Origin of the sequence: Kribbella sp. CA-294648 (assembly GCF_050943845.1) — a bacterium.
GTDB lineage: Bacteria > Actinomycetota > Actinomycetes > Propionibacteriales > Kribbellaceae > Kribbella.
Map to the genome: position 1 here is coordinate 3,146,274 of NZ_CP191981.1, position 24,218 is coordinate 3,170,491.

The following is a 24,218-nucleotide window of genomic DNA, read 5'->3' on the forward strand; positions in this document are numbered from 1 at the left end:
GGTGCCGCTCTATCGTGACGAGGCGATCGTGCTCCGGACCCAGAAGCTGGGCGAAGCCGATCGGATTGCCACGCTCCTGACCCGGACTCACGGCAAGATCCGGGCGGTCGCGAAGGGAGTGCGGCGGACCTCGTCACGTTTCGGGGCCCGGCTCGAGCCGTTCAGTCACGTCGACCTGCAACTGGCGACCGGCCGGACGCTCGACGTGGTCACCCAGGCGGTGTCGATCTCGGCGTACGGCGAGGGCATTGTCAGCGACTACGCGCGGTACACCACCGGCACGGTCCTGCTCGAAACCGCCGACCGGCTGGTCGTCGAGGAAAAGGAACCCGCGACCCAGCAACACCTCCTGCTGGCCGGTGCCCTCCGTGTCCTGTCCGCCGGCGAACGCACCCCCGGCCTGGTGCTCGACTCGTTCCTCCTCCGCTCACTGGCGATCTCCGGCTACGCCCCGTCCTTCGAAGCCTGCGCGAAATGCGGCGAACCAGGCCCGCACCGAGCCTTCAACCCGGCCGCCGGCGGCATGGTCTGCAGCACCTGCCGCCCACCCGCCTGCGCGATGCCCGCCCCCGTCACGGTCAACCTCCTAGCCGCCCTCCTGACCGGCGACTGGCCCACAGCCGAACGCACCGACCCCCGAACCCGCCGCGAAGCCTCCACCCTCGTCTCCGCCTTCACCACCTACCACCTCGACCGCCTCCGCTCCCTCCGCCACCTCGACCTCACCACCGAATCCCCCCAACTGAACCTGGGTTGATCCGCCGGAACGGCGGTTTGGGAGGATTCGGGGTATGTCGCCAATGGGTCGTCGTCGTGGTCGGGTGGAGAGGGTGCGGCAGGCGGAGGTGGTGGCTCCGGATCCGCATCCGTCGGGGGCTCGGCCGCCGGTGATTCCGGCTGAGTTGGTGCCTCGGCATGTGGCGATCGTGATGGACGGGAACGGGCGGTGGGCCAAGGCGCGGAATCTGCCGCGGACCGAGGGGCACAAGGCCGGTGAGGCGTCGTTGCTGGACGTGATCAAGGGCGGGATCGAGATCGGGGTGAAGTACATCTCGGCGTACGCGTTCTCGACCGAGAACTGGGCCCGGTCGCCGGAGGAGGTCCGGTTCCTGATGGGGTTCAACCGGGACGTGATCCACCGGCGGCGCGACGAGCTGGACGCGATGGGGGTCCGGGTGGTGTGGTCGGGGCGGCGGCCGCGGTTGTGGAAGTCGGTCATCTCCGAGCTCGAGTACGCCCAGGAGCGGACCAAGGACAACGACACCATCACGCTGCAGTTCTGCGTGAACTACGGCGGCCAGGCGGAGATCGCCGACGCGATGAAGTCGATCGCCGCGGAGGTGGTGGCCGGCCGGCTCAACCCGGACCGGATCACCGAGAAGACGATCGCCAAGCACCTCTACGCGCCGGACATCCCCGAGGTCGACCTGTTCGTCCGGTCGTCGGGGGAGCAGCGCACCTCCAACTTCCTGGTCTGGCAGCTCGCGTACGCCGAGATGGTCTTCCTCGACACCCTGTGGCCCGATTTCGACCGTCGCGACCTGTGGCGCGCGATCGAGCTGTACGCCCAGCGCGACCGCCGCTACGGCGGCGCCGTCCCCAACCAGGTTGAGCCGACCCACTAGCCCGTACTACGGGGAACGGCTGTCGACCCTGAGCCGTCTACTTTGTCGGACGTCATCGAAAGAGGAGTGCGAAACCGTGTCAGAACAGCCGGTCAACGAGCCAGCCGCGCAGACCGTGGAGCGGGAGCTGCAGGCCGCCCAGGCGCAGGTGCGCGACGTGGAGGCGATCCTCCGCGCGGCACTGGCTGAGGACCAGCGGCTGGCGGCACCGACGCGGGAACAGCACTGATGGCGGACGAGGAGCAGGTCGTCCGGCTGACCGATCAGATCGCGAACTCGCTGACGAAGGCCCACTCGACGATGAAGGCCGTGGCCGATGCCACGCACGAGTTCGACCGGGTGATGGGGCGCCCGCTGGAGGACGTCCGGGCGCTGCCGCAGCTCGCCAAGAACGTGCGGAAAGCGGAAGCCGGGGGCAGGGTCGCGCGCAACGGCACCGAGCGCGACGATGCCGATGACCTGGTTCGTGGCGGGTCCAGGAGCGCACAGGTGACGGCGGGTCAGCTGGTGGGCCAGCTGGGTGGGGCGCAGCGAGAACTCGACAAACTCCGCCAGGAGATCGAGCGGAGTTCGAAGCTGCTCGAGGGCGGGGCCAAGGCCCTGGACGAGCTGGAGCGGCTGCCAGGCCGCAAGACGCCCGAAACCGAGAACCTGCGGAGCAGATTGGACAACTTCAGGCGCGGTGTCGACGCGGCCGGCACCGGCCTCGGCCAAGCGATCGGACGCCTGGAGACGGCTCGCAGGACGGCAGCCGCGTTCGAGGTGCGGCCGATGGCGATCGACGACAGCGGCCGGGTCTCCGGGGCGATCGAAACGACAGCTTCGGACCTGAAGACCGAGGTGAAGGCGGCTCGCGCCGGGCTCGACAGTCTGACCAAGCAGGTCGACCAGGACCAGCCCAACGCTCATCAGGCGGCAGCCAGAAGCGTCGAGCTGGCGAACGCGGCACGGGCCGGGCTGAATCCCACCCAGCCGTCAGCCCAACGGGCCACTGCCGGCAACGCGGAACAGGACCTGCGGCACCGCGAAGGTATCCAGTCCGCCCTCCGCGGCCTGGACCGCTAGCGACCAACGGCAGTCAACGGCACCCACCGGCGGCCAGCGGCACCGAGCAGCAATGACCGGCACTCAGCGGCGGGGTGACGGCAGGAGGCCGCGTTCGATGGCTGTTGTCACGGCGCGGGTGCGGTCGTCGACGTCCAACTTCGTGAAGAGGCGTTGCAGATGGGTTTTGACCGTCGCTTCGCCGATGAAGAGTTCACGGCCGATCTCCGCGTTGCTCAGCCCCCGCGCGACCGCTGCCAGCACCTCCAGTTCGCGAGGTGACGGCTGGGCCGCGGCGGGTGCGGCCGGAGTACGGAGGCGGGACATCAGGCGGGCTGCGACCGGTGGTGCCAGCACTGTCTCGCCGCGCGATGCCGCCCGGATCCCGTCGAGCAGCTCGGCGTGCGGAGTGTCCTTCAACAGATAGCCGGCTGCCCCCGCTTCGACGGCGTGCAGGATGTCGGTGTCCGTGTCGTACGTCGTCAGCACCAGCACCTTCGTCTCGGGATACCCCGAGACGATCGCTCCCGTCGCCGACACCCCGTCGCGCCGCGGCATCCGCAGATCCATCAGGACGACGTCCGGCCGGGTGGACTCGACCAGCGCGAGCGCCTCCTCGCCGTCACCCGCCTCACCGACCACCTCGATGTCGTCGGTCACCGCGAGCATCCCGATCAGCCCCGACCGGGCCACCGGGTGGTCGTCCACCACCAGCACGCGAACCATCATCGGGTTGGTCGCGGGGAAGCCCCGTTGTTCAGGGTGGGGAGGTACCGCGACTGCCTCCCTTCGGTGATTGGGGACTGTCGGTCCCGACTGGTTGGGTAGGCGGTATGTCCCGGTTCCGGATGTATCCGACCACCGCGCAGCAGGCTGCGTTGCTGGAACAGTGCGCACATGCCCGGTACGTGTGGAACCTTGCGCTTGAGCAGTGGTCGATGTGGACCCGCGACAAAGGCGCGACGCCTGGCTACGTCGAGCAGGCACGGCAACTGACCGAGGCCCGGGCAGTGTTCGGGTGGCTGCGGGCAGGGTCGCAGACCGTGCAGCAGCAGGCGCTGCGGGACTTCGACCAGGCGGTCAGGTATTTCTACGCCGGTACTCACCGGCGCCCGACGTGGCGTAAAGTGGGGGTGCATGAGGGGTTCCGCATCGTCGGGCCCCCGGCGTCCCGGATAGTGAAGCTGAATCGGAAATGGGCCGCGGTACTCGTGCCGAAGGTTGGCTGGGTGCGGTTTCGGCTGACCCGCTCCGTTCCGGATGCGAGGTCCTACCGCGTCACCCGTGACCGGGTGGGTCGCTGGCACCTCGCGTTCACCGTCATTCCGCCGCCGATCCCCGCGCCTGGTGGGGGTGAGGTCGTCGGTGTGGACCGCGGGGTCACGGTGTCGGCGGCTTTGTCCACCGGAAAACTCCTGTCGTGTCCCGGTCTGTCGGAGACCGAACAGGTGCGGCTGAAGCAGCTGAAACGCCGCCTGTCCCGGTGCCGTCGTGGCTCGAATCGCCGTCAGCGGGTGAAGGCCGCGATCGCCAAGCTGTATGCCCGTGCCGGCGACCGTCGCAAGGACTGGGTGGAGAAGACCAGCACCAACCTCGCGCGACGATTCGACGTCATCCGCGTGGAAGACCTGAACATCGCCCAGATGACCAGACGCCCCAAACCCAAACCCGATCCCGACCGACCAGGTGGATACCTGCCGAACCGCCGCCGCGCCAAGGCCGGACTCAACCGCGGGATCCTGGCCAACGGCTGGGGCGACCTGGTGGCCCGTCTGGAGCACAAGGCCGCGGGCCGGGTCGAGAAAGTGAAGGCTGCGTACACGTCGCAGACCTGTAGTGTCTGTGGGCATTGCGTACCGGAGAACCGTGAGAGTCAAGCGGGGTTCCGGTGCGTCGCCTGCGGACACCGGGCGAACGCGGATGTGAATGCGGCAGTGAATATCGCGGCCGGGCGGGCCGTCAACGCACGTCGAGAGACGCCGGCACGGGTCTCGCTGAAGCGTGAACCTCAACACGCTACCTCCACGTAGTAGTTGGAATCCCCGTCCTTCAGGACGGGGAGGACGTCAACAATCCTCCTGACCCGTCGCCGGGATGAGTACCTGCACCCTTGTACCGCGTCCTGGCGCGCTGTCGACCGACACCGTCCCGCCGGACTCCTCGACCCGGCCACGCATCGCGGCCAGACCGTAACCAGACGGCTCCGCCGACGGCGTGAAGCCCGACCCGTCGTCAGTGATCTCGATCGCCACACCATCGGCCGACAGACCCAGTCTGATCTGTACCTGGGTCGCCCCGGCATGTTTGCGGACATTCGCCAGCGACTCCTGCGCTGCCCGCAACAACACCACCTGCTGACCCTGCGGCAACGCGGCCACCTCGTCATCCGCCATGTCCAAAGACACCTGTACGTCGACTCCGGTTTCGGCCGCGAACCGTTCACCCTGCCGCCGCAGTACCTCGGCCAGGGTTGCCCCGCTCAATGCCACCGGTGTGAACGCGGAGACCAGGGCCCGGGCCTCGGCCAGATTCTCCCGAGCCGTGTCCTCGATCGCGGCCAGCCGAGCCGCCGCGGGATCGACCGCACCGCGGGAGAGCTCGACAGCGGCGGTCTGCGAGAGCATCACGATGCTGGTCATGCCCTGCGCCAGCGTGTCGTGGATCTCGCGGGCCATCCGCTCCCGCTCTGCCATCACCCCGGCCGTGTGGTGCGCCTCGGCCAGCTCGTCGCGGGTGGTCCGCAGTTGCTCGATCAGATCCGCGCGTTGCTCGCTCTGCTCGATCACCTTCTCGATCCAGACGCCGAGCAGGGTGGTCACCACGAGGCTGATCAGTATCCAGGGCAGGATTTCCCGGAGCGCCTCCATGCCCCAGCCGGCCGCCCACAGCTGAGCCGTGCCGACGGCCAGGAGCAGCAGCAGGCTGAACAGCACCCCGTCGAGCAGGCTTTCGCTCAGCAACCAGATCTGCGGCGCGATGATGAACAGCAGGAAGATCGACTGCGGGAACAGGCCGACCGCGGTGGCGACGCAAAGCATCACCAGCAGCCGGTACAGGTGCGAGGGCAACCGCCGCCGCGACTCCATCGCGGGGATGGCCAGCAGGTGGTACAGGACGGCCAGGAGCACCAACACGCCCAGGTAGGCGCCCCGGCGCCCGGCACTGAGGTTGGACAGGAACGACGCGACCGCCGAGACGAGCAGCAACGACCAGAAGACGACATGCCAGCCGATCAGGGTCCGAACCCAGACCGGCTCCTCGATCGGCTGCTCCATGGTCACCATCTTCCTCCAGGCCGGCGGCCGGCCGCGGTCGAACCGTCAGCCGGCGTCCCGGCGAGTCCAGCGGAACCAGCGCTGGGCGGCGATCAGGCCGACGACGAGCCAGACGGTCAGCACGATCGCGCCCAGGCCGAGTTGCCAGGACTCGCCGGGCTCGTTCACCTCGTACCCGTCCGGCAGGAACACCGACCGCATGCCCTGGGCCAGCCACTTCAGTGGGAAGACCGACGCGACGTTCTGCATCCAGGACGGCAGGCTGCTGTAGACGAAGTACACGCCGGAGATGAACTGCAGCAGCAGGACCACCGGCGTGACGACGGCGGAGGCCGCCTTGCCGGAGCTCGGTACGACGGAGAACGCGATCCCCAGCGCCGAGCCGGAGGCCGTGCCGAGGACGAAGATCCAGACGAAGTTCAGCCACTTCGACGGCTCGCTGGGGATGTCGACGCCGAGCATCAGCCCGGAGATCGCGAGCAGCAGGCCGAACTGCGCGATCGAGGTGACCAGGACCAGCCCGATCTTGCCGATGAAGTAGGACTGCGGCGACATCGGCGTACCGCGCAGCCGCTTGAGCAGGTCCTCGTCGCGTTCCATCGCGATGGTGATCGCGAGCGACTGGAAGCTGGTCAGGAAGATGCCGGAGGCAATCATCCCGGGGGTGAAGTAGGTGGCCGCGTTGACCCCGCTGCCGAAGTCGCTGTCGCCGAAGACGGCCGAGAAGATGGCCAGGAAGATGATCGGGAAGAAGAAGGTGAAGATCAGCTGGTCCCGCTCGCGGAAGAACTGCTTCACCTCCAGCTGGGTCCGGGACACGCCGACCTTGATCGCTGACGGCAGCGGCTTGCCGTCGACGTTGCGGACGGGGGAGGTGGCGGCACTCATCGCAGTGCTCCTTCAAGAGATTCTTCAGGGACGCCCACCGACGCGATCAGCTCCAGATAGATGTCTTCCAGGCTCGGCCGGCGAACCTCCAGCTCCGGCACCTCACCGCCGAACCGCGCCATCAGCGCCGCCACCTCCGCGGTCGGCTGATCGGTCCGTACTTCGTGCGCCCCGTCGGCGTCCAGCCAGGACACCCGCGCGGTGCGGGCGCCGCGGCCGCCGAGGGTCTCCGGGGTGCCGACCTCGACCATCAGACCGTCAGCGATCACCCCGACCCGGTCGGCCAGGTGCTCGGCCTCGTCCAGGTAGTGGGTGGTCAGCAGGATGGTGGTGCCCTCGGTGCGCAGGTTCTCGATCAGGGTCCAGAACTGCCGGCGCGCCTCCGGGTCGAACCCGGTGGTCGGCTCGTCCAGGAACAGCAGTTCCGGGTTGCCGATCACGCCGAGCGCGACATCGAGCCGGCGGCGCTGACCGCCGGACAGCTTCCGGGTCCGGGTCTTGCGCTTGTCGTCCAGCCCGACCGACGCGATCACCTCGTCGGGGTCGCGCGGATCCGGGTAGTAACCGGCGAAGTGATTGACCAGCTCGGCGACGGTCAGCTCCGCCTCCTCCCGGGACGACTGGGCCACGATGCCCAGCCGGCTGCGCCACGTCCGGTCGCCCTTGCGCGGGTCGACACCCAGCACGCTGATCTCACCCTCATCGGGACGGCGATACCCCTCCAGCACCTCCGTGACCGTGGTCTTGCCGGCGCCGTTCGGCCCGAGCAGGGCGAACACCTCACCCCGGTGGATGTCGAGATCGACGCCCGCCACCGCGACCGTGCCCGGGTAGCGCTTGACGAGCCCGCGTACCCGCACCGCGTTGTCTGTCTGTGTCATACCTCAACCTTCGCCCCGGAGTACCCTGCCCGGCGAGCGTCGGACGGCGGACCGGCTGTCCCCCGATCGGTGGACACCGTGGCCGAAATTGGCCGGAGCGACGCGCCTTGCCGGGCTGACGCAGGGCAGGGGCGGCGGATAGCGTCGGGGGATGAGTCAGACCGTGCGTGGAGTCGTCGCCCAGAGCTTGGGCGCGCCAGTGACCATCGAACAGATCACCATCCCGGATCCGGGTCCGGGCGAGGCAGTCGTGAAGGTGCAGGCCTGCGGCGTCTGCCACACCGACCTGCACTACCGCGAGGGCGGGATCAACGACGAGTTCCCCTTCCTGCTGGGGCACGAGGCAGCCGGCATCGTCGAGTCAGTAGGCGAGGGTGTCACCGACGTCGCGCCCGGCGACTTCGTCGTACTGAACTGGCGGGCCGTTTGCGGCAGTTGCCGGGCCTGCCTGCGTGGGCGCCCGTGGTACTGCTTCAACACGCACAACGCGAAGCAGAAGATGACCCTTGCCGACGGCACCGAGCTGTCGCCCGCGCTCGGCATCGGCGCGTTCGCGGAGAAGACCCTGGTCGCGGCCGGTCAGTGCACCAAGGTCGATCCGGCGGCCAAGGCGGAGGTGGCCGGTCTGCTCGGCTGCGGCGTGATGGCCGGCCTGGGCGCGGCAGTCAACACCGGCAACGTCGGCCGCGGTGACACGGTCGCCGTCATCGGCTGTGGTGGAGTCGGTACTGCGGCCGTCGTCGGCGCCCGGCTGGCCGGAGCCGCCCGGGTGATCGCGATCGACATCGACCAGCGCAAGCTCGACGTCGCGCAGGAGCTCGGCGCGACGCACACGATCAACTCGAAGGGACTGGACCACGACGCCGTCGTCGCGGCGGTCCAGGAGCTCACCGGTGGCTTCGGCGCGGACGTGGTGATCGATGCGGTCGGCCGCCCGGAGACCTGGAAGCAGGCCTTCTACGCGCGTGACCTGGCCGGCACGGTGGTGCTGGTCGGCGTACCGACGCCCGACATGACGCTCGAGATGCCGCTGCTCGACTTCTTCGGTCGTGGCGGTTCGCTCAAGTCGAGCTGGTACGGCGACTGCCTGCCGAGCCGCGACTTCCCGATGCTGATCGACCTGCATCTGCAGGGGCGGTTGCCGCTGGACAGGTTCGTGTCCGAGACGATCGCGCTGGACGAGGTCGAGGCGGCCTTCGCCAAGATGCACCACGGTGACGTGCTGCGTTCGGTGGTGCGGTTCTGATGCCCGCGCGGATCGAACGACTCATCACGTCCGGCACCTTCAGCCTCGACGGCGGCACCTGGGACGTCGACAACAACGTCTGGCTGGTCGGTGACGACGACCAGGTGATCATCATCGACGCGGCGCACAGCGCGAAGCGGATCATCGACGCGGTGGGCGACCGCGAGGTGGTCGCGCTGGTCTGCACGCACGGGCACAACGACCACATCAACGCGGTCGGCGGCGTTCGTGACGCGCTCAGGTGCCCGGTGTGGATCAGCTCGGCCGACAGCATGCTCTGGGAGGTCCTGTACGACGAGGCTCCCGACCACGACCTGACCGACGGCACCACGTTCGAGGTGGCCGGCAGCGTGATCCGCGCGATCCACACACCAGGTCACAGCCCCGGCAGCACGTCCCTGTACTGCGAGGACCTCGAAGCGGTCTTCACCGGCGACACCCTGTTCCAGGGCGGCCCGGGCGCCACGGGTCGCTCGTACTCCGACCACCCGACGATTCTGCGCTCGATCCGCGAACGCCTGCTCACCCTCCCACCCGGCACAGTCGTCCACACCGGCCACGGGGACACCACGACCATCGCCGCGGAGTCCCTCACGATCCAGTAGGTCAGACCAGCTTCTGGCACTCTCCGCAGGTGCCGAAGATCTCCAGGGTGTGGCTGATGTCGGCGTAGCCGTGTTCGGCGGCGACCTTGTCGGCCCAGCGCTCGACGGCGGGGCCCTCCACCTCGACGGTGCGGCCGCAGTTGCGGCAGACCAGGTGGTGGTGGTGCCCCTTCGAGCAGCGCCGGTACGCCGTTTCGCCGTCCGCCGTGCGCAGGACGTCGACCTCGTGCGAGTCGGCGAGGGCCTGGAGGGTCCGGTAGACAGTGGTCAGGCCGACGGCCTCACCAGCACCCCGGAGCTCCTGGTGGATCTCCTGGGCCGTCCGGAAGTCGTCGAGATTGTCGAGCACGGAAGCGACCGCCGCGCGCTGACGGGTCGAGCGTGTTCCGATGGCCACCGTTCCTCCTGTCATCTCGTCACCGTGATTCCCGCGGCAACCCGGCCAATTCTCGCAGAGGCGGGCAAGTCAGTGCTCATCCCAATGATCCCCGTGAGCCGCGTGCAAGTGGCCGTCGTGAACGTAGTCGACATGGTCGCCATGCTCAACCTTGGGGTGGCCGCACTCGGGATCGTGGGCGTGCTGATGGGCAGTGCTCACCACATGCGGTGCCGGAGCCGGCAGGCCGACCTCGGGCTCCTCGTCCGGCAGCGGCGCGCGGACGCCGCGGCGACGCCGTACCAGGGCGCCGGCGACGGCCGCGACCACGAAGCCGCCCAGAGCGAGGACGACGATGGTGGCGCCGGGGGCGACGTCGGCGTTGTAGGACGTGACGATGCCGGCCAGGCAGGCCGCGACCCCGATGGCACTAGCAGTGGCGAAGGTACTGCGGAACGACCGCGTGAACTGCTGCGCGGTAGCCACCGGCACCACCATCAACGCGCTGACCAGCAGCAGGCCGACAGTCCGCATCGCGACAGTCACCGTGACAGCGGCCATCACTGCGATCAACAGGTTGAGCAGCTGCACCCGCAGGCCGGTGACGCGGGCGAACTCCTCGTCCTGGCACACCGCGAAGAGTTGCGGGCCTAGGCCGATCGCCACCACCAGTACGGCGACGGCGAGCCCGACGACGACGTACAGGTCGGACGGGGAGACAGTGGTGAGCGAGCCGAACAGGTAGGTGTTCAGCGTTGCGGCACCTTGCCCGGCCAAACCGATGAGCAGTACTCCGCCCGCTATGCCGCCGTAGAAGAGCAAGGCGAGAGCTACGTCGCCACTGGCCTTGCCGCGCGCCCGGACCAGCTCAATAGCGGTCGCACCGAGGATCGCGACCACGATCGCGGTCAGGACCGGCGCAGTACCGGTCAGCAGGCCCAGGGCGACACCGGTGATGGCGATGTGGCCGATGCCGTCGCCCATCAGGGACAGTCGGCGCTGGACGAGGTACGTGCCGATCGCGGGAGCAGACAGGCCGGTGAGCAGCCCGGCGATCAGCGCACGCTGCATGAACTCGAGCTCGAACATCGTCATGACAGCCACCCCGGCTCGTCGTGGACCGACCCGTGCGGGTGGACGTGAGCGTGTGTCTGCGAGGCGTGTGGCGGTCCGTCGTACACGATCCGGCCGCGGCGCAGGATGATCGAGCGATCGATCAGCGCGTCCATCGGGCCCAGGTCGTGGCTGACCATCACCACGGTCGTACCGCGGGCGACCCGCTGCCGGATGGCGTCGGCGAAGACCGCCTGGCTGGCCAGGTCGACGCCGGCGGTCGGCTCGTCGAGGATCAGCAGCTCGGGGTCCGAGACCAGCGCGCGGGCGATCAGTACCCGCTGCTGCTGACCGCCGGACAGCTCGGCGACGCCGTCCTTGCGCTGGGCGGTCATGTCGACGATCTCCAGCGCCTCGGTGATCGCGGTCCGGTCGGCCGACGACAGCGGCCGGAACAACCGCCGCTTCGAGAGCAGCCCGGAGGCGACCACCTCGGCGACCGTCGCCGGTACGCCGCCCGCCGCGGTGATCCGTTGCGGTACGTAACCGATCCGGTTCCACTGGCGGAAGCGGCGGATCGGAGTACCGAAGACCTTGACCTCGCCGCGAGCGGCCGGCAGCAGGCCGACGATCGTGCGGACCAGAGTGGACTTGCCTGAGCCGTTGGTGCCGAGCACCGCGACGACCTCGCCCGGGCGGATCTGCAGATCCGCTCCGCGCAGGACGAGACGACCGCCCAGGTCGACCGAGAGATCGGTGACCTGGACGGCTGGCTCAGCAGTTCTGGGTGGTGTCACGCGCAGCTGTTCGCCTTCCGGAGCTCCTGCAGATTCTCCCGCATCAGCGTGAGGTAGGTCTCCTGGGAGTTCGCGTCCGACAGTCCCTCGATCGGGCTGAGGACCGCGGTCTTGACCTTGACGTCGCGGGCGATCGACTCGGCCACCTTGGGGCTGACGAGCTCCTCGGAGAAGATCGTGGTCACCTTCTGCTTCCGCACGATGTCCTGGACCTCCTTGATCCGCGCCGGGGTCGGCTCGGCGTCCGGGGTGAACCCGGCGATACCGACCATCGTCAGACCGTACCGCTTCGCGAGGTAGGCGAACGCCTCGTGACTCGTCACGAACGTCTTCAGTTTGCAGTCGGCCAGCCCGGTCTTGAACTCGGTGTCGAGCTTGTTGACCTCGCCGACCAGCGTGGCGGCCCGCTCCTGATAGCCCGCGGCGTTGGCCGCGTCGACAGCGACGAGCTTGTCCGTGACCGCCTGGACGACGGCGGCGTACCGGACCGGGTCGAGCCAGAAGTGCGGGTCGAGCTCGTCGGCGTGGGCTTCCTCGCCGGCCTTGCCCTCCTCGCCTTCCGCGTGCTCCTCGAAGTCGGCGCCGGTGGCCTCGAGCTTGGCGGCGGGCGCGACGTCGAAGCCGGCGGACTTGGCGTTCTGGTCGATCGCCTCGTCGACGGCCGGCTGCAGGCCCTTCTCGAAGACGACCAGCTTGGCCGCCGCGATGGTACCGACCTGCTTCGGGGTGAGCTCCAGGTCGTGCGGCTCGACGCCGGGCGCGGTCAGGGTGGTGACGTTCACGGCATCGCCCCCCACTGACCTGGCGATGAACTCGAGCGGGTAGAACGAAGCCACCACGTCGAGCTTGGAACCGGCGGAGTTGCTGCCGTCGGAGCCGCTGGGGTTGTCGTCACCGCAGCCTGCCAGAGTTACCAGTGCCAGGGCGGCGAGCCCGGCGACAACAGCACGCGAACTAGATCTCATGACAATCATTTTCATTTAAGTGGGGATGGTTGTCAAAACAGGGAGTTGACGATGGCCAAGCGGACCGTAGGACGGCGGCGCGCCGACACCAAGCCGAACCGCGGGCGCCGGCTGGAAATTCCGGGCGGCCACGGTCACGGGCACGGCCATGGGCATGGTGACTCGGTGGTCGACACCTCCGTCGTGGACGCCGACGCGGTGGTCGCCCGGCGGGTCCGGGTGGTGGTTGCGGCGGTGCTGGCCCCGCTGATCGCGGCGGCCGTGATCGCCATGATCGTGCTCTGGCCGAGTGGCGACACCAAGATCGCTGCGGCCCAGCAGACCGGCGCGAGCGGCACGGTGACGGCACTGGAGCCCTGTCCGAAGACCCCGGAGGACTGCGACCAGGCGACGGTCAAGCTGCGGTCCGCGCCCGGTGCCGACAAGGGCCTCGAGGTCCCGGTCGAGGTGCCCAAGGGCAAGAACGCGGCCGTTCCGATCAAGGTCGGGGGCAAGGTCATCCTCGGGGTGCAGGACGGCGCACCGCTGGCCCAGCGCTATCAGTACGTCGACCACGACCGGACCTTCCCGCTGATCGCCCTGGCGGTGATCTTCGCCGTTGCGGTGATCGCCTTGTCGCGCTGGCGGGGGATCGCCGCGCTGGCCGCGCTGGGGGTGACCGCGCTGACGCTGACCCAGTTCATCCTGCCGGCCATCCTGCACGGGTCGAATCCGCTGCTGGTGGCGGTCGTCGGCGGGTCCGTGATCATGGTGATCGCCCTCTATCTCACCCACGGCATCAACGCGCAGTCGTCGGTGGCGCTGGCGGGCACGATCGCCGCGCTCGGGTTGACCGCGTTCCTGGGCTGGTTGTTCGTCAAGGTCAGCGCCTTCTCCGGGCTCGGTGAGGGTGCCTCGGCGGTCAAGGCCTACGTCCCCGATCTCGATCTCGCCGGGTTGCTGGTGGCCGGCATCGTGATCGGGTCGCTCGGCGTACTGGATGACGTGACGGTGACCCAGGCGAGTGCGGTCTGGGAGCTGTCCGCTGCCAATCCAGCGGCCAGCCGGGCTTCGCTGATCGGGGCCGGCCTGCGGATCGGGCGCGCGCACGTCGCCTCCGTGGTGAATACGCTGGTGCTCGCCTATGCCGGAGCCGCGCTGCCGATCCTGATGGTGTTCGCGATCGGCGGGGTCTCGACCGGCTACCTGCTCAGCACCGAGATCGTCGCGGTGGAGGTCGTCCGGGGTCTGGTCGGCAGTCTCGGGATCATCGCCGCCGTCCCGCTCACCACGGCGCTGGCCGCGATGGCCGTCGCCGACCGTTCCCGCGATCTCGTCGCCGAACCGGCCTCCGCCGCGCCGGCCGGGGAATCCGGGGGTTCCGCGTAGTCCGGGAATTCGGCGGTTGACACAACAAAGTCTCGGACAGCGTCTTCCCAAGCGTTCGGCAGTCGATCTAGAGTTCCGATCTGTCACGGATCGTCCGTCCCAGGTCACCGTCCGTGGCTGGACTCGTGAGGAGCCGCGGATGCGTCGACGCGTTGGTGTCTGGCTGTTCGGAGCAAGAGGATCGGTCGCCACGACGACCATTGCCGGCGCGGCAGCCCTGAACCACGGCAGCCCACCGGCCGGAGTGGTCACGGAACTCCCGGCCTTCGCCTCCGCCGGCCTGGTACCCCTGGACCAGCTGGTCTTCGGGGGCCACGACGTCGTCGGCACCCCGCTCCTCAAGCAGGTCGAGCGCCTCGTTGCCGGCGGCGTCCTCCCGGTCGGCCTGGACGCCCTGATCACCGCCGAACTCGCCGAGGCCGACCGCAACATCAAGGTGGTGCCGGACTCCGCTGCCGGCCAGGACGCGGTGGTGCGACGGATGGCCGAGGACATCGGGGCCTTTCGGCTGCGCAACGACCTGAGTCACGTGGTGGCGATCAACGTGGCGTCGACCGAGGCGCCGTACGACGTACAGGTGGCGGGGCCGGCCGAGCTGCGGACTGCGTTGGGGGAGCGAGAGGTGCTGCCTGCCAGCTCGCTGGGTGCGCTTGCGGCGTTCGAGGCAGGGGCGGCGTACGTGGACTTCACGCCGTCGACCTCGATCCGGCCGGTCGCTGTCCGCGAGTGGGCGATCGAGAAAGGCCTGCCGTACGGCGGGCAGGACGCGAAGACCGGGGAGACGTTGGTGAAGAGCATCCTGGCTCCGATGTTCGCGGCCCGGGCCCTGCCCGTGCACGCGTGGTCCGGGACCAACCTGCTCGGCGGCGGTGACGGCGCGACGCTCGCCGACCCGCGCGCGGCGGAGTCCAAGAGCATCTCGAAGGAACGCGCGCTGGCCGAACTGCTCGGTGACGTCGCGGGGGACGTCCACATCGACTACGTCGACCCGATGGGCGAGTGGAAGACCGCTTGGGATCACGTGCTGTTCTCGGGTTTCCTCGGCGTCCGGATGACGCTGCAGTTCACCTGGCAGGGGTGCGACTCCGCCCTCGCCGCACCGCTCGTCCTCGACCTCGCACGGCTGTCCGCACTCGCCCTGGAGCGCGGGCACGTCGGTGCGATGCCCTTCCTCGGGTTCTACTTCAAGGATCCGATCGAGTCGACAGAACACTCGCTGGTCCGGCAGTACGACGAACTCGTCCGCTGGGTCCACTCATGCTGAGGCTGGCAGACCTGGCTGAGCTGGTCCGGGCGCCGGCCGCCCTGACAGTCCCCGGCGACGTACTGGCCGGTGCGGTCGCCGCCGGCAACCTCCGCCCGGCCCGAGTGGCGGGCCTGGCTGCCTCCTCGGTCGCCATCTACTGGGCCGGCATGGCCCTCAACGACTGGTCCGACCGCGACCTGGACGCCACCGAACGCCCAGAGCGCCCCATCCCGTCAGGACGAGTCACACCCCGTACTGCGCTGACACTCGCCTCAGCGCTCACCGCAACAGGCCTGGCCCTCTCAGCCCTCTCTGGCGGTCGCGCCACCCTCCGTGCGTCGGCCCTCGTTGCAGCCACCGCATGGACCTACGACCTGGCTGCCAAGAACACCCCCGCCGGTCCTGTCGTCATGGCAACCGCCCGCGCCCTCAACGTCCTGGTAGGCGCCGCCCCGAACCCCTGCGCGGCCCTCCGCCCCGCCGTGGCCATAGGCACCCACATCCTGGCCACTACCGTCCTCTCCCGCGGCGAAGTCCACGGCGCCAACCCGGCCCCCTCCCGCGCGGCCCTGGCCATCACCACAGCCATAACCGCCGCAACTGCTACCCGTGGGCCGGCCATGGCAGGTGTGGGTGCTGGTTTGTACGGATGGGCAGTGGGGCGTGCTCAGTCGGCCGCAGCGAAGGAGCCGAGTGCTGACAACCTGCGGCGAGCAGTTGGAGCCGGGATCCATGGGTTGGTGCCGTTGCAGGCGGCCTGGTGTGCCCGGGGTGGCGCACCTCTGGTAGCAGTCGGACTGCTGGGGGCGCTTCCGTTGGCCAGGGTGCTGGCCCGCAAGGTCTCCCCGACATGAGGCTCGGCTACGGCACCAACGGGTTCGCCAACCACCGGCTGCCCGAGGCGCTCGCCGTGATCGCTGACCTCGGCTACGACGGGGTCGCGCTCACCATCGACCACAACCACCTGGACCCCTTCGCTCCCGACCTCCGCCAGCGCACCGCCCAAGTCGCCAACTTGCTTGCCCAGTACAACCTTTCCGTGGTGATCGAGACCGGCGCCCGCTACGTCCTCGACCCGTACCGCAAACACGAGCCGACCCTCCTGCACAGCACCGGTGCCGGCCAGCGCATCGCCCTGCTGGAACGTGCCATGGACATCGCCGCCGACCTGGACGCGGAGGCCGTCTCCTTCTGGTCCGGCATCCTCCCGGCCGATGTCGCCCCCGGCCTCGGCTGGCAACGACTCGTTGCCGCCTGCAACCACCTCACCCAGTACGCCGCCGACCGCGGCGTCCAGCTGGCCCTCGAACCAGAGCCCGGCATGCTGGTCGACGAGCTGGCCGGCTACCTGAAACTCCAGGCCGAGGTCGGCAGCAGAACCCTCGGGCTGACCCTCGACATCGGCCATCTGGTCTGCAACGAGCCACAATCCCCGCCGGCCTGCGTCACCACGGCAGCGCCGTACCTGGTGAACGTGCAGATCGACGACATGCGCCGAGGCGTCCACGAGCACCTCGAGTTCGGCACCGGCGAGGTCGACTTCCCACCCGTATTCCAAGCCCTCCGCGACATCCGGTACGCCGGACTGGTGGCCGTGGAGCTCCCACGCCACTCCCATGCCGCCCCCACCATCGCCCGCGACTCGCTCGCCTTCCTTCGCCAGGCGTCCGCATGATGCACGAGGCGGAGGCCCTGAAGGAACTCCTTCCACCAGCGGCGCGCAGCTGGCTGGCGGAGGTGCGGCGGCGGCCCTTGGCCACAACCTTCCCGGCAGCTGCCCGCAAAGTCGGCCGCGACCGAATCAGCCCGAGCTGGACGACAGACCAGGCGACCCGGGCGCTCCTGCTCATCGGTGCGGCAGCAGACGAAGTACAAGACCTCTACCGCCACGGCGACGCCGCCGAGAAGATCGCCGTCCTGCGGGCCCTGTCGGTCAAGGAGGTTGCCGATGCCCTCCAGGACAAGGCTGTCGGCCTGGTCGAGGATGCGATTCGCACCAACGACCAGCGGTTGATCGCGACAGCGCTCGGTCCGTACGCGACCCATCACCTGCCGGAGCAGGCCTTCCGTCAAGCCGTCCTGAAATGTGTTTTCGCCGGCATCCCGCTGGCGCTCGTCGACGGTCTCCCGGAGCGGCTGGACGACGAGTTGCTCCGGATGATGGCCGGCTTCGCCGCAGAACGCACCGCCGCCGGCCGGGACCTGCCCGCCGACCTCGAGAGCTACCTCCGCCGTCCGTCCTGAGAGGTGTCCGACCATGCGCATCTTCGATCCGCACATCCACATGACCTCGCGGACCACCGACGACTATGCCGCGATGGCGGCCCACGGAGTCCGGGCACTGGTGGAGCCCGCGTTCTGGCTGGGGCAACCGCGGACCAGTGTCGGTTCGTTCGTCGACTACTTCGACGCGCTGATCGGCTGGGAGCCGTTCCGCGCCGCGCAGTACGGGATCAAACATCACTGCACGATCGCGCTCAACCCGAAGGAGGCGAACGACCCGCGCTGCCGGGACGTGGTCGGGGTGCTGCCGCGGTACCTGGCCAAGGACGGTGTGGTCGCGGTCGGCGAGGTCGGCTACGACTCGATGACCCCGGCGGAGGACGAGGTGTTCGCCGCGCAACTCGAGTTGGCCAAGGAGTTCGAGCTGCCTGTCCTGGTCCACACCCCGCACCGCGACAAGGCAGCCGGTACCACCCGAACGCTCGACGTCGTCCGGGAGTCCGGTCTCGATCCGCACCGCGTCGTGGTCGATCACCTGAACGAGGTGACGGTCCAGCGCGTCGCCGACTCGGGGTGCTGGATGGGCTTCTCCATCTACCCCGACACCAAGATGGACCCCGACCGGATGGTCGCGATCCTGCAGCAGTTCGGGACCGAGCGGATGCTGGTGAACTCCGCCGCCGACTGGGGCAAGTCCGACCCGCTGCGAACCTACGCGACCGGTCAGGCGATGCTCGCGGCCGGCTTCTCCGACGAAGCGGTCGACCAGGTGCTCTGGCGCAACCCGGTCGCCTTCTACGGGCAGTCGCAACGCCTCGATCTCGGCGACGCGGCGCCCGCGGACAGCTTCGAGGGCAATTCGATCCTGCGCGGTGCCAGGTCATGAGGTTCCGCCACCCGGACGGCTCGATCGTCCATCTCGCCTACTGCACGAACGTCCACCCGGCCGAGGATCTCGAAGGAGTCATCGCCCAACTCGACGGGTGCTCCGCCCTGGTCCGCGAGGAGCTCGGCGTTCCCGTCCTCGGCGTCGGCCTGTGGCTGGCCAGCACCCTCGCGGACCGGCTCGCCAACTCGCGCGTCGCGCTCAACCGCCTTCGCGCTGCCCTCGACCGCAACCACCTCGAAGTCGTCACCCTCAACGGCTTCCCGTACTCCGGTTTCCACGATCGTGTCGTGGGCAAGAAGGTCTACTCACCCGACTGGACCGAGCCCGCGCGGCTGCGCTACACCCTCGACCTGGTCGACGTACTGGCCGAACTGTTGCCCGAGGACGCGTCGTACGGGTCGATCTCGACACTGCCGCTGGCCTGGCGAACGCCGTGGGACCGCAGCCGGGACGCCGCGGCCCGCGACGCGGTCAACCGCCTCGAACTCCACCTGGCCCGGACCGCGGAAGCCACCGGTCGGCGGATCCGGGTCGCGATCGAGCCCGAACCCGGCTGTGTCCTCGAGATGATCCCGCAAGCCGCCCATTGGCTCGGCCCGTACGCCGCTCGGTCGCTGGTCGGCCTCTGCCTGGACACCTGCCATCTCGCGGTGCAGTTCGAGGAACCCGCCGCGGCGTTCGCCACCTTGTCGCGGGCCGGCGTCGAGGTGGTCAAGAGCCAGGTCTCGGCAGCCCTGCACGTCCCGCATCCCGGCGACCCGGTCGCGCGCGAACTGCTCGACGAGTTCGCCGAACCGAAGTTCCTGCACCAGACCCGCGAGTACGGCGGCGGCGGGATCGACGACCTCGACCTGGTGGACCAGTTGTCCGGTCACGCCTGCTGGCGAGTCCATTTCCACGTCCCCGTCCACGCCGCGCCGCGACCACCGCTGACCAGTACTACGGACGTGCTCGAAGACAGTCTGCGGCACCTCGTCGGGGGTACTCATCCGCTGACCCATCACCTGGAGTCCGAGACCTACACCTGGTCGGTTCTCCCCAACGCACCCACGACGCGGCAGGAACTCGCCCAGGGCATCGCCGGAGAACTCGGCTGGCTCCGCGACCGCCTCGTCGGCCTCGGCCTGGAGGAGATCAGATGAGCAAGCAGGTCGTCGTCATCGACGTCGTCGGGCTGACTCCGCGCCTCCTGCGCCGGATGCCGCGGTTGCGGCAACTCCCGCTGAGTCGCGAGCTCGGGACGGTTCTGCCCGCCGTCACCTGCTCGGCCCAGGCCACCTTCCTGACCGGCAAGATGCCGTCCGAACACGGTGTCGTCGGCAACGGCTGGTACTTCCGCGACCTCGGTGAGGTCTACCTGTGGCGTCAGCACAACCAACTCGTCCAGGGCGAGAAGGTCTGGGACGTTGCCCGGCGCGGGAATCCGGCGTACAAGGTCGCGAACGTGTGCTGGTGGTACGCGATGGGCGCGGACACCGACCTGCTCGTCACGCCCCGACCGATCTACTACGCCGACGGCCGCAAGGCGCCGGACTGCTACACCAGGCCGGTCGAGCTGCACGACCGGCTGACCGGCGAGCTCGGCGCCTTCCCGCTCTTCCACTACTGGGGGCCGACGGCATCGATCAGGTCGAGCCAGTGGATCGTTGCCGCGTCGCGTCAGATCCTTGCCCAGGACAACCCTGATCTGCTGCTCAGCTACGTTCCGCACCTCGACTACGACCTGCAGCGGTACGGCGCTTCGTCGGTCGAGGCGACCCGCGCCGCGATCGAGCTGGACGCCGTGCTCGCGCCGTTGCTGGACGATGCCGAGGCGCGCGGCGCGACGGTGATCGTGCTGTCGGAGTACGGGATCACCGATGTCTGCCGGCCGGTGGACATCAACCGGGCGCTGCGGAGTGCGGGGCTGCTGGAGGTGTACACCCAGGACGGGATGGAATACCTCGATCCGTGGACCTCCAAGGCGTTTGCCGTCGCGGATCACCAGCTGGCCCACGTCTACGTGCGGGATTCCGCCGACACCGATGCCGTCGGCAAGTTGCTCGGATCGCTGCGGGGCGTCGCCGAGGTACTCGATGCCGCAGGCAAGCGACAGTACGGACTCGATCACCCGCGGGCCGGTGAGCTGGTCGCGGTGGCGGAGCCGGATTCGTGGTTCACCTACTACTACTGGCTCGATGATGCGCGCGCGCCGGACTTCGCCAGGGCAGTGGAGATCCACCGCAAACCCGGCTACGACCCGGCCGAGCTCTTCTTCGATCCGTCCGACCGTTGGGTGAAGCCGCGGGCGGCGTCGTACCTGCTGCGGAAGAAGGCCGGCTTGCGGTACGCGATGCGGGTCGTCCCGCTGGACCCGTCGGTCGTCCGCGGTTCCCATGGCCGCCTGCCGTCGAACCCGGAGGATGCCCCGGTCTTCCTCAGCACCGATCCGCAGCTGGCGCCGGCGGGGAAGGTGGAGGCCACCGCAGTACGAGACCTGTTGCTGAAGGCCTCAGGCTGACTCGCGGATGACGAGCTCGGTCGGCAGGATGACGGAGTCCGCGCTGCCGTCGGCGAGCAGGTCGAGCAGCAGTCGGACGGTGCGGGCCGCCTGCTCGCCCATCGGGCTGCGGACGGTGGTGAGCGGGGGAGCGGTGTAGAGCGCGGCCTCGATGTCGTCGAAGCCGACCACCGCTACGTCATCAGGCACCCGGCGACCCGCCTCGCGCAAGGTGCGCAGGGCGCCGATCGCCATCAGATCGTTGGCTGCGAACACCGCGTCGAGCTGCGGATCGTCTTCCAGCAGTTGACTCATCGCCTCGGCGCCGGAGATCCGGGTGAAGTCGCCCAGGGCAACGATCGACCGACGGCCCGTGTCCTTCAAGGTCTGCCGGTAGGCCGTGAGCCGCTCCTGCGCCGCTTGCATGTCGAGGGGCCCGGAGATGGTGGCGATCCGCTGCCGACCCTGATCGAGGAGGTGCTGCACGGCTTTTGCCGCGCCACCGACGTTGTCGTTGTCGACGTACGGCATCAGGCCGGGAGTCGCGAGCCGCCCGTGCGAGACGATCGGCAGCCCGGTCCTGGCCAGTACTGCGGGCAGTGGGTCCGAGCCGTCCATCGAGACGAGCATCGCGCCGTCGACGTGACCGGCCGCGAGGTACTGCTCGACGCGCAGACGACTCTCGTCGGAGCCGGCCAGGACCAGCGACACCTGTTTGCCCGCTGCCTCGAGTTCCCGCGACGCGGCCCGGACGACCATCGCGAACATCGGGTCGTCGGAGACCAGGCCGGCCGGAGGATCGGAGACGATGATGGCGATCGTGTTCGTCTTCTGGGTGACCAGGTTGCGGGCCGCGCCGTTCGGCACGTAGCCCAATTCGGTGACCGCGGCCATCACGATCTGGCGGATCTCCGGCGCGACCGTCGGCTCACCGTTGATCACCCGGGAGACGCTCGACTTCGACACCCCGGCCCGGGCCGCGACAGCGTGCAGCGTCGGTCGTCGCACCCAGACCCCTTTCACGAGGGGAACGTTCCCCACGCCTGAGGATCCCGGCAGGCGTGCGGCCTTGTCAAGGCATGCTCCCGCTGTTCCGGAACCGCCGCGAGGCCTTGACACCGTTCCCTGAGCAAGCTTGTCTCAGACTCAGGGAACGTTCCCCCACCTCCCGCCCGCCCGCCCCAGGAGATGCCATGCCATCCCTTTCTCCCGTGCTGCCCCGCCTCAAGATCGCCGCCCTGCTCGCCGTCGCGACCAGCTTCGTGCTCGCGCTTCTGGTCAGCCCGCCCGCCGACGCCGCCGACACCCTGTTGTCCCAGGGCAAGCCCGTCACCGCGTCGTCCGCCGAGAATGTCGCCTTCCCGGCGTCCGCCGCGGTCGACGGCGACCCCGGAACCCGGTGGTCCAGCGGCTTCAGCGATCCGCAATGGATCCAGGTCGACCTCGGCCGGACCGCCACCGTCAACCAGGTCGTGCTGAGCTGGGAGGCAGCGTCCGCCAAGGCCTTCCAGTTGCAGGTCTCCGCCGATGGCACGAACTGGACTTCCATCTACACGACCACCACCAGTACGGGCGGCGACCAGACGCTGCCCGTCTCGGGCTCGGGCCGGTACGTCCGCATGCTCGGCACTCAGCGCGCGACCCAATGGGGCTACTCCCTGTGGGAGTTCAAAGTCTTCGGTACGACGTCCAGCGATCCCGGCCCCGGCAGCAAGCTGCTCTCGTACGGCAAGACCGGGGCAGCCTCGTCGCAGCAGCACGACAGCAACTGCTGGGAGTGCACTCCGGCTCGCGCCTTCGACCTCGACCCGGCCAGCCGCTGGGCCACCACGACGGACAGCGGCTGGGTCGACCCCGGCTGGATCTCGGTCGACCTCGGCGCCAACGCCCAGATCGACAAGGTGGTGCTGCAATGGGACCCGGCCTCGGCGAAGTCGTACCAGCTGCAGGTTTCCAGCGACAACGTCAACTGGACACCGATCTACAGCACCACCAGCGGGCCCGGATTCAAGGAGACGCTCACCGTCAGCGGCACCGGCCGGTACGTCCGGATGTACGGCACGCAGCGCAATACGCCGTACGGGTACTCGCTGTGGGAGTTCCAGGTCTACGGCACCGGTGGAGCGCCGAACACCCCGCCCACTCCACCGAGTGACCCGGCGAATCCGCCGCAGCTGATCTGGTCCGACGAGTTCAACGGCTCGGCCGGCAGTAAGCCGGACGCGGCGAAGTGGACGATCGATCCCGGTACCGGGCCGAACAACGAGCTCGAGTACTACACGAACAACAACAACGCGTCGATGGACGGCAACGGCAACCTGGTGATGGAGGCCCGCAAGGAGGCCACGCCGGGCTCGTCCTGCCCGACCGACCCGCTGACCGGCAGCGGTACGTGTCAGTACACCTCGCACCGGATGAACACCGGCGGCAAGTTCACCACGACCTACGGCAAGATCGAGGCGCGGGTGAAGATCCCGAAGGGCGCCGGACTGTGGCCGGCCTTCTGGATGATGGGCGCGGACTTCCTCACCGGCCGGCCCTGGCCGTACAACGGGGAGATCGACATCCTCGAGGTGCTCGGCAAGGACGTGAAGACGGCCTACTCGACCGTGCACGCGCCGGCGTACAACGGTGGCGGTGGGATCGGCGGCTCGTACACGCTGCCGAACGGCGCCGACTTCTCCGACGACTTCCACACCTGGGCGGCCGCCTGGGACAGCAAGGGCATCGTCTACACGCTCGACGGCCGCACGGTCTTCACCCTTGACAAGGCCCAGGTCGAGGCGACCCGCGGGCCGTGGATCTTCGACCACCCCTTCTACCTCATCCTCAACCTCGCCGTCGGCGGCGACTGGCCCGGCCCTCCGAACGCCAGCACGCCCTTCCCGGCCCGCATGCTGGTCGACTACGTCCGGGTATACCGATGACGACGATCATCAAGTGTGGGGCGGACGGTCGCCCATAGTGAAAGGTCTGGTGCCTTCCACCCTGCTGCTGGTGGTGACGGCCTGCGGTTCCGCTGTCGCCGCCTCCCCGCCACCACCAGCAGCGAGGCCGAGATTGTTGCGTTAGGCAAGGTATCCGGTGCTGCCTTCGACAACCTCTTCGTCAAGCACCTGAAGGAGCACCTGACGCAGTCGATCATCGTTGCCCAGGGCATCGGTACGGCGGGCCAGGAGCCGGCCGTGAAGAAGCTGGCCGCGTCGATCGGGAAGGCCGTGCGGCCCAGCTCGTCACGCTCCGTCGAACAGAGGTACA

Annotated in this window: 25 protein-coding genes; 16 read left to right on the top strand and 9 right to left on the bottom strand. The window is 68.9% G+C overall.

The features are described 5' to 3' along the window. The first annotated feature begins 1 nt into the window (after position 1). The 4 genes from recO to ACQPYM_RS15185 all read left to right on the top strand — a co-directional run bounded on the left by recO (position 2) and on the right by ACQPYM_RS15185 (position 2,690). On the top strand, positions 2–757 hold the full coding sequence (gene recO, locus ACQPYM_RS15170) for a DNA repair protein RecO (protein ID WP_433021049.1): 756 nt from the start codon (positions 2–4) through the stop codon (positions 755–757). A 43-nt stretch (positions 758–800) separates the two neighbouring features. After that, a complete protein-coding gene (locus ACQPYM_RS15175) occupies positions 801–1,625 on the top strand; it encodes an isoprenyl transferase (protein WP_433023284.1) in 825 nt (274 codons plus the stop codon). A 76-nt stretch (positions 1,626–1,701) separates the two neighbouring features. Next, the gene (locus tag ACQPYM_RS15180) at positions 1,702–1,854 is read left to right on the top strand and encodes a hypothetical protein (RefSeq protein WP_433021052.1); all 153 of its coding nucleotides are present in this window, start codon (positions 1,702–1,704) and stop codon (positions 1,852–1,854) included. Next, on the top strand, positions 1,854–2,690 hold the full coding sequence (locus tag ACQPYM_RS15185; RefSeq protein ID WP_433021055.1) for a hypothetical protein: 837 nt from the start codon (positions 1,854–1,856) through the stop codon (positions 2,688–2,690). Before ACQPYM_RS15180 ends, ACQPYM_RS15185 begins: the two co-directional genes overlap by 1 nt. Positions 2,691–2,753: 63 nt before the next feature. On the opposite strand, the gene ACQPYM_RS15190 is transcribed toward ACQPYM_RS15185, so the two are convergent. Next, entirely contained in the window at positions 2,754–3,395 is a 642-nt protein-coding gene (locus ACQPYM_RS15190; RefSeq protein WP_433021057.1) for a response regulator, read from the bottom strand. Positions 3,396–3,502: 107 nt separating this feature from the next. Between ACQPYM_RS15190 and ACQPYM_RS15195 the strand changes: the two genes are divergently transcribed. Continuing rightward, positions 3,503–4,699, top strand: coding sequence for an RNA-guided endonuclease InsQ/TnpB family protein (locus tag ACQPYM_RS15195; RefSeq protein ID WP_433021060.1), 1,197 nt, complete (start codon positions 3,503–3,505; stop codon positions 4,697–4,699). 36 nt (positions 4,700–4,735) lie between these two features. On the opposite strand, the gene ACQPYM_RS15200 is transcribed toward ACQPYM_RS15195, so the two are convergent. The 3 genes from ACQPYM_RS15200 to ACQPYM_RS15210 are packed head-to-tail and all read right to left on the bottom strand — an operon-like array spanning position 4,736 to position 7,713. After that, complete coding sequence (locus ACQPYM_RS15200; protein WP_433021063.1) at positions 4,736–5,944, bottom strand: sensor histidine kinase; 1,209 nt, start codon at positions 5,942–5,944, stop codon at positions 4,736–4,738. Positions 5,945–5,989: 45 nt separating this feature from the next. Continuing rightward, positions 5,990–6,832, bottom strand: coding sequence for an ABC transporter permease (locus ACQPYM_RS15205; RefSeq protein ID WP_433021066.1), 843 nt, complete (start codon positions 6,830–6,832; stop codon positions 5,990–5,992). Next, the gene (locus tag ACQPYM_RS15210; protein WP_433021069.1) at positions 6,829–7,713 is read right to left on the bottom strand and encodes an ABC transporter ATP-binding protein; all 885 of its coding nucleotides are present in this window, start codon (positions 7,711–7,713) and stop codon (positions 6,829–6,831) included. Before ACQPYM_RS15210 ends, ACQPYM_RS15205 begins: the two co-directional genes overlap by 4 nt. Before the next feature lie 151 nt (positions 7,714–7,864). Between ACQPYM_RS15210 and ACQPYM_RS15215 the strand changes: the two genes are divergently transcribed. Continuing rightward, a complete protein-coding gene (locus ACQPYM_RS15215; RefSeq protein WP_433021072.1) occupies positions 7,865–8,959 on the top strand; it encodes an S-(hydroxymethyl)mycothiol dehydrogenase in 1,095 nt (364 codons plus the stop codon). Beyond that, on the top strand, positions 8,959–9,564 hold the full coding sequence (locus tag ACQPYM_RS15220; protein ID WP_433021075.1) for an MBL fold metallo-hydrolase: 606 nt from the start codon (positions 8,959–8,961) through the stop codon (positions 9,562–9,564). Before ACQPYM_RS15215 ends, ACQPYM_RS15220 begins: the two co-directional genes overlap by 1 nt. 1 nt (position 9,565) lies before the next feature. Here the strand turns inward: ACQPYM_RS15220 and ACQPYM_RS15225 are convergent, their stop codons facing one another. The 4 genes from ACQPYM_RS15225 to ACQPYM_RS15240 all read right to left on the bottom strand — a co-directional run bounded on the left by ACQPYM_RS15225 (position 9,566) and on the right by ACQPYM_RS15240 (position 12,755). Further along, positions 9,566–9,961 (bottom strand): Fur family transcriptional regulator, encoded by a 396-nt coding sequence (locus tag ACQPYM_RS15225; RefSeq protein WP_433021077.1) that lies wholly within the window; start codon positions 9,959–9,961, stop codon positions 9,566–9,568. A gap of 69 nt (positions 9,962–10,030) precedes the next feature. Then, the gene (locus ACQPYM_RS15230; protein WP_433021079.1) at positions 10,031–11,035 is read right to left on the bottom strand and encodes a metal ABC transporter permease; all 1,005 of its coding nucleotides are present in this window, start codon (positions 11,033–11,035) and stop codon (positions 10,031–10,033) included. After that, complete coding sequence (locus ACQPYM_RS15235) at positions 11,032–11,790, bottom strand: metal ABC transporter ATP-binding protein (RefSeq protein ID WP_433021081.1); 759 nt, start codon at positions 11,788–11,790, stop codon at positions 11,032–11,034. Before ACQPYM_RS15235 ends, ACQPYM_RS15230 begins: the two co-directional genes overlap by 4 nt. Beyond that, positions 11,787–12,755, bottom strand: coding sequence for a metal ABC transporter substrate-binding protein (locus tag ACQPYM_RS15240; RefSeq protein ID WP_433021083.1), 969 nt, complete (start codon positions 12,753–12,755; stop codon positions 11,787–11,789). Before ACQPYM_RS15240 ends, ACQPYM_RS15235 begins: the two co-directional genes overlap by 4 nt. A gap of 51 nt (positions 12,756–12,806) precedes the next feature. Between ACQPYM_RS15240 and ACQPYM_RS15245 the strand changes: the two genes are divergently transcribed. From ACQPYM_RS15245 to ACQPYM_RS15280, 8 genes are all read left to right on the top strand, one after another. Then, positions 12,807–14,123: a YibE/F family protein gene (locus ACQPYM_RS15245; protein WP_433021085.1), complete on the top strand. Its 1,317-nt coding sequence runs from the start codon at positions 12,807–12,809 to the stop codon at positions 14,121–14,123. A 139-nt stretch (positions 14,124–14,262) separates the two neighbouring features. Continuing rightward, positions 14,263–15,387 carry an inositol-3-phosphate synthase gene (locus tag ACQPYM_RS15250; RefSeq protein WP_433021087.1) on the top strand — a complete coding sequence of 375 codons (1,125 nt, stop codon included), beginning with the start codon at positions 14,263–14,265 and terminating at the stop codon, positions 15,385–15,387. Next, a complete protein-coding gene (locus ACQPYM_RS15255; protein ID WP_433021089.1) occupies positions 15,381–16,223 on the top strand; it encodes an SCO3242 family prenyltransferase in 843 nt (280 codons plus the stop codon). The genes ACQPYM_RS15250 and ACQPYM_RS15255 overlap by 7 nt, the downstream gene beginning before the upstream one ends. Further along, a complete protein-coding gene (locus ACQPYM_RS15260; protein ID WP_433021091.1) occupies positions 16,220–17,044 on the top strand; it encodes a sugar phosphate isomerase/epimerase family protein in 825 nt (274 codons plus the stop codon). Before ACQPYM_RS15255 ends, ACQPYM_RS15260 begins: the two co-directional genes overlap by 4 nt. Beyond that, complete coding sequence (locus tag ACQPYM_RS15265) at positions 17,041–17,613, top strand: EboA domain-containing protein (RefSeq protein ID WP_433021093.1); 573 nt, start codon at positions 17,041–17,043, stop codon at positions 17,611–17,613. The genes ACQPYM_RS15260 and ACQPYM_RS15265 overlap by 4 nt, the downstream gene beginning before the upstream one ends. A 13-nt stretch (positions 17,614–17,626) precedes the next feature. Continuing rightward, positions 17,627–18,478, top strand: a complete 852-nt coding sequence (locus ACQPYM_RS15270) for a TatD family hydrolase (RefSeq protein ID WP_433021095.1) — start codon at positions 17,627–17,629, stop codon at positions 18,476–18,478. After that, positions 18,475–19,623, top strand: a complete 1,149-nt coding sequence (eboE, locus tag ACQPYM_RS15275) for a metabolite traffic protein EboE (RefSeq protein ID WP_433021097.1) — start codon at positions 18,475–18,477, stop codon at positions 19,621–19,623. Before ACQPYM_RS15270 ends, eboE begins: the two co-directional genes overlap by 4 nt. Further along, a complete protein-coding gene (locus ACQPYM_RS15280) occupies positions 19,620–20,981 on the top strand; it encodes an alkaline phosphatase family protein (protein ID WP_433021099.1) in 1,362 nt (453 codons plus the stop codon). The genes eboE and ACQPYM_RS15280 overlap by 4 nt, the downstream gene beginning before the upstream one ends. Here ACQPYM_RS15280 and ACQPYM_RS15285 read toward each other — a convergent pair. Next, the gene (locus ACQPYM_RS15285) at positions 20,973–21,968 is read right to left on the bottom strand and encodes a LacI family DNA-binding transcriptional regulator (protein WP_433021101.1); all 996 of its coding nucleotides are present in this window, start codon (positions 21,966–21,968) and stop codon (positions 20,973–20,975) included. The two genes, ACQPYM_RS15280 and ACQPYM_RS15285, sit on opposite strands and share 9 nt — an antisense overlap. Positions 21,969–22,153: 185 nt before the next feature. Between ACQPYM_RS15285 and ACQPYM_RS15290 the strand changes: the two genes are divergently transcribed. Beyond that, the gene (locus tag ACQPYM_RS15290; protein WP_433021103.1) at positions 22,154–23,887 is read left to right on the top strand and encodes a discoidin domain-containing protein; all 1,734 of its coding nucleotides are present in this window, start codon (positions 22,154–22,156) and stop codon (positions 23,885–23,887) included. The last annotated feature ends 331 nt before the right edge of the window (positions 23,888–24,218 follow it).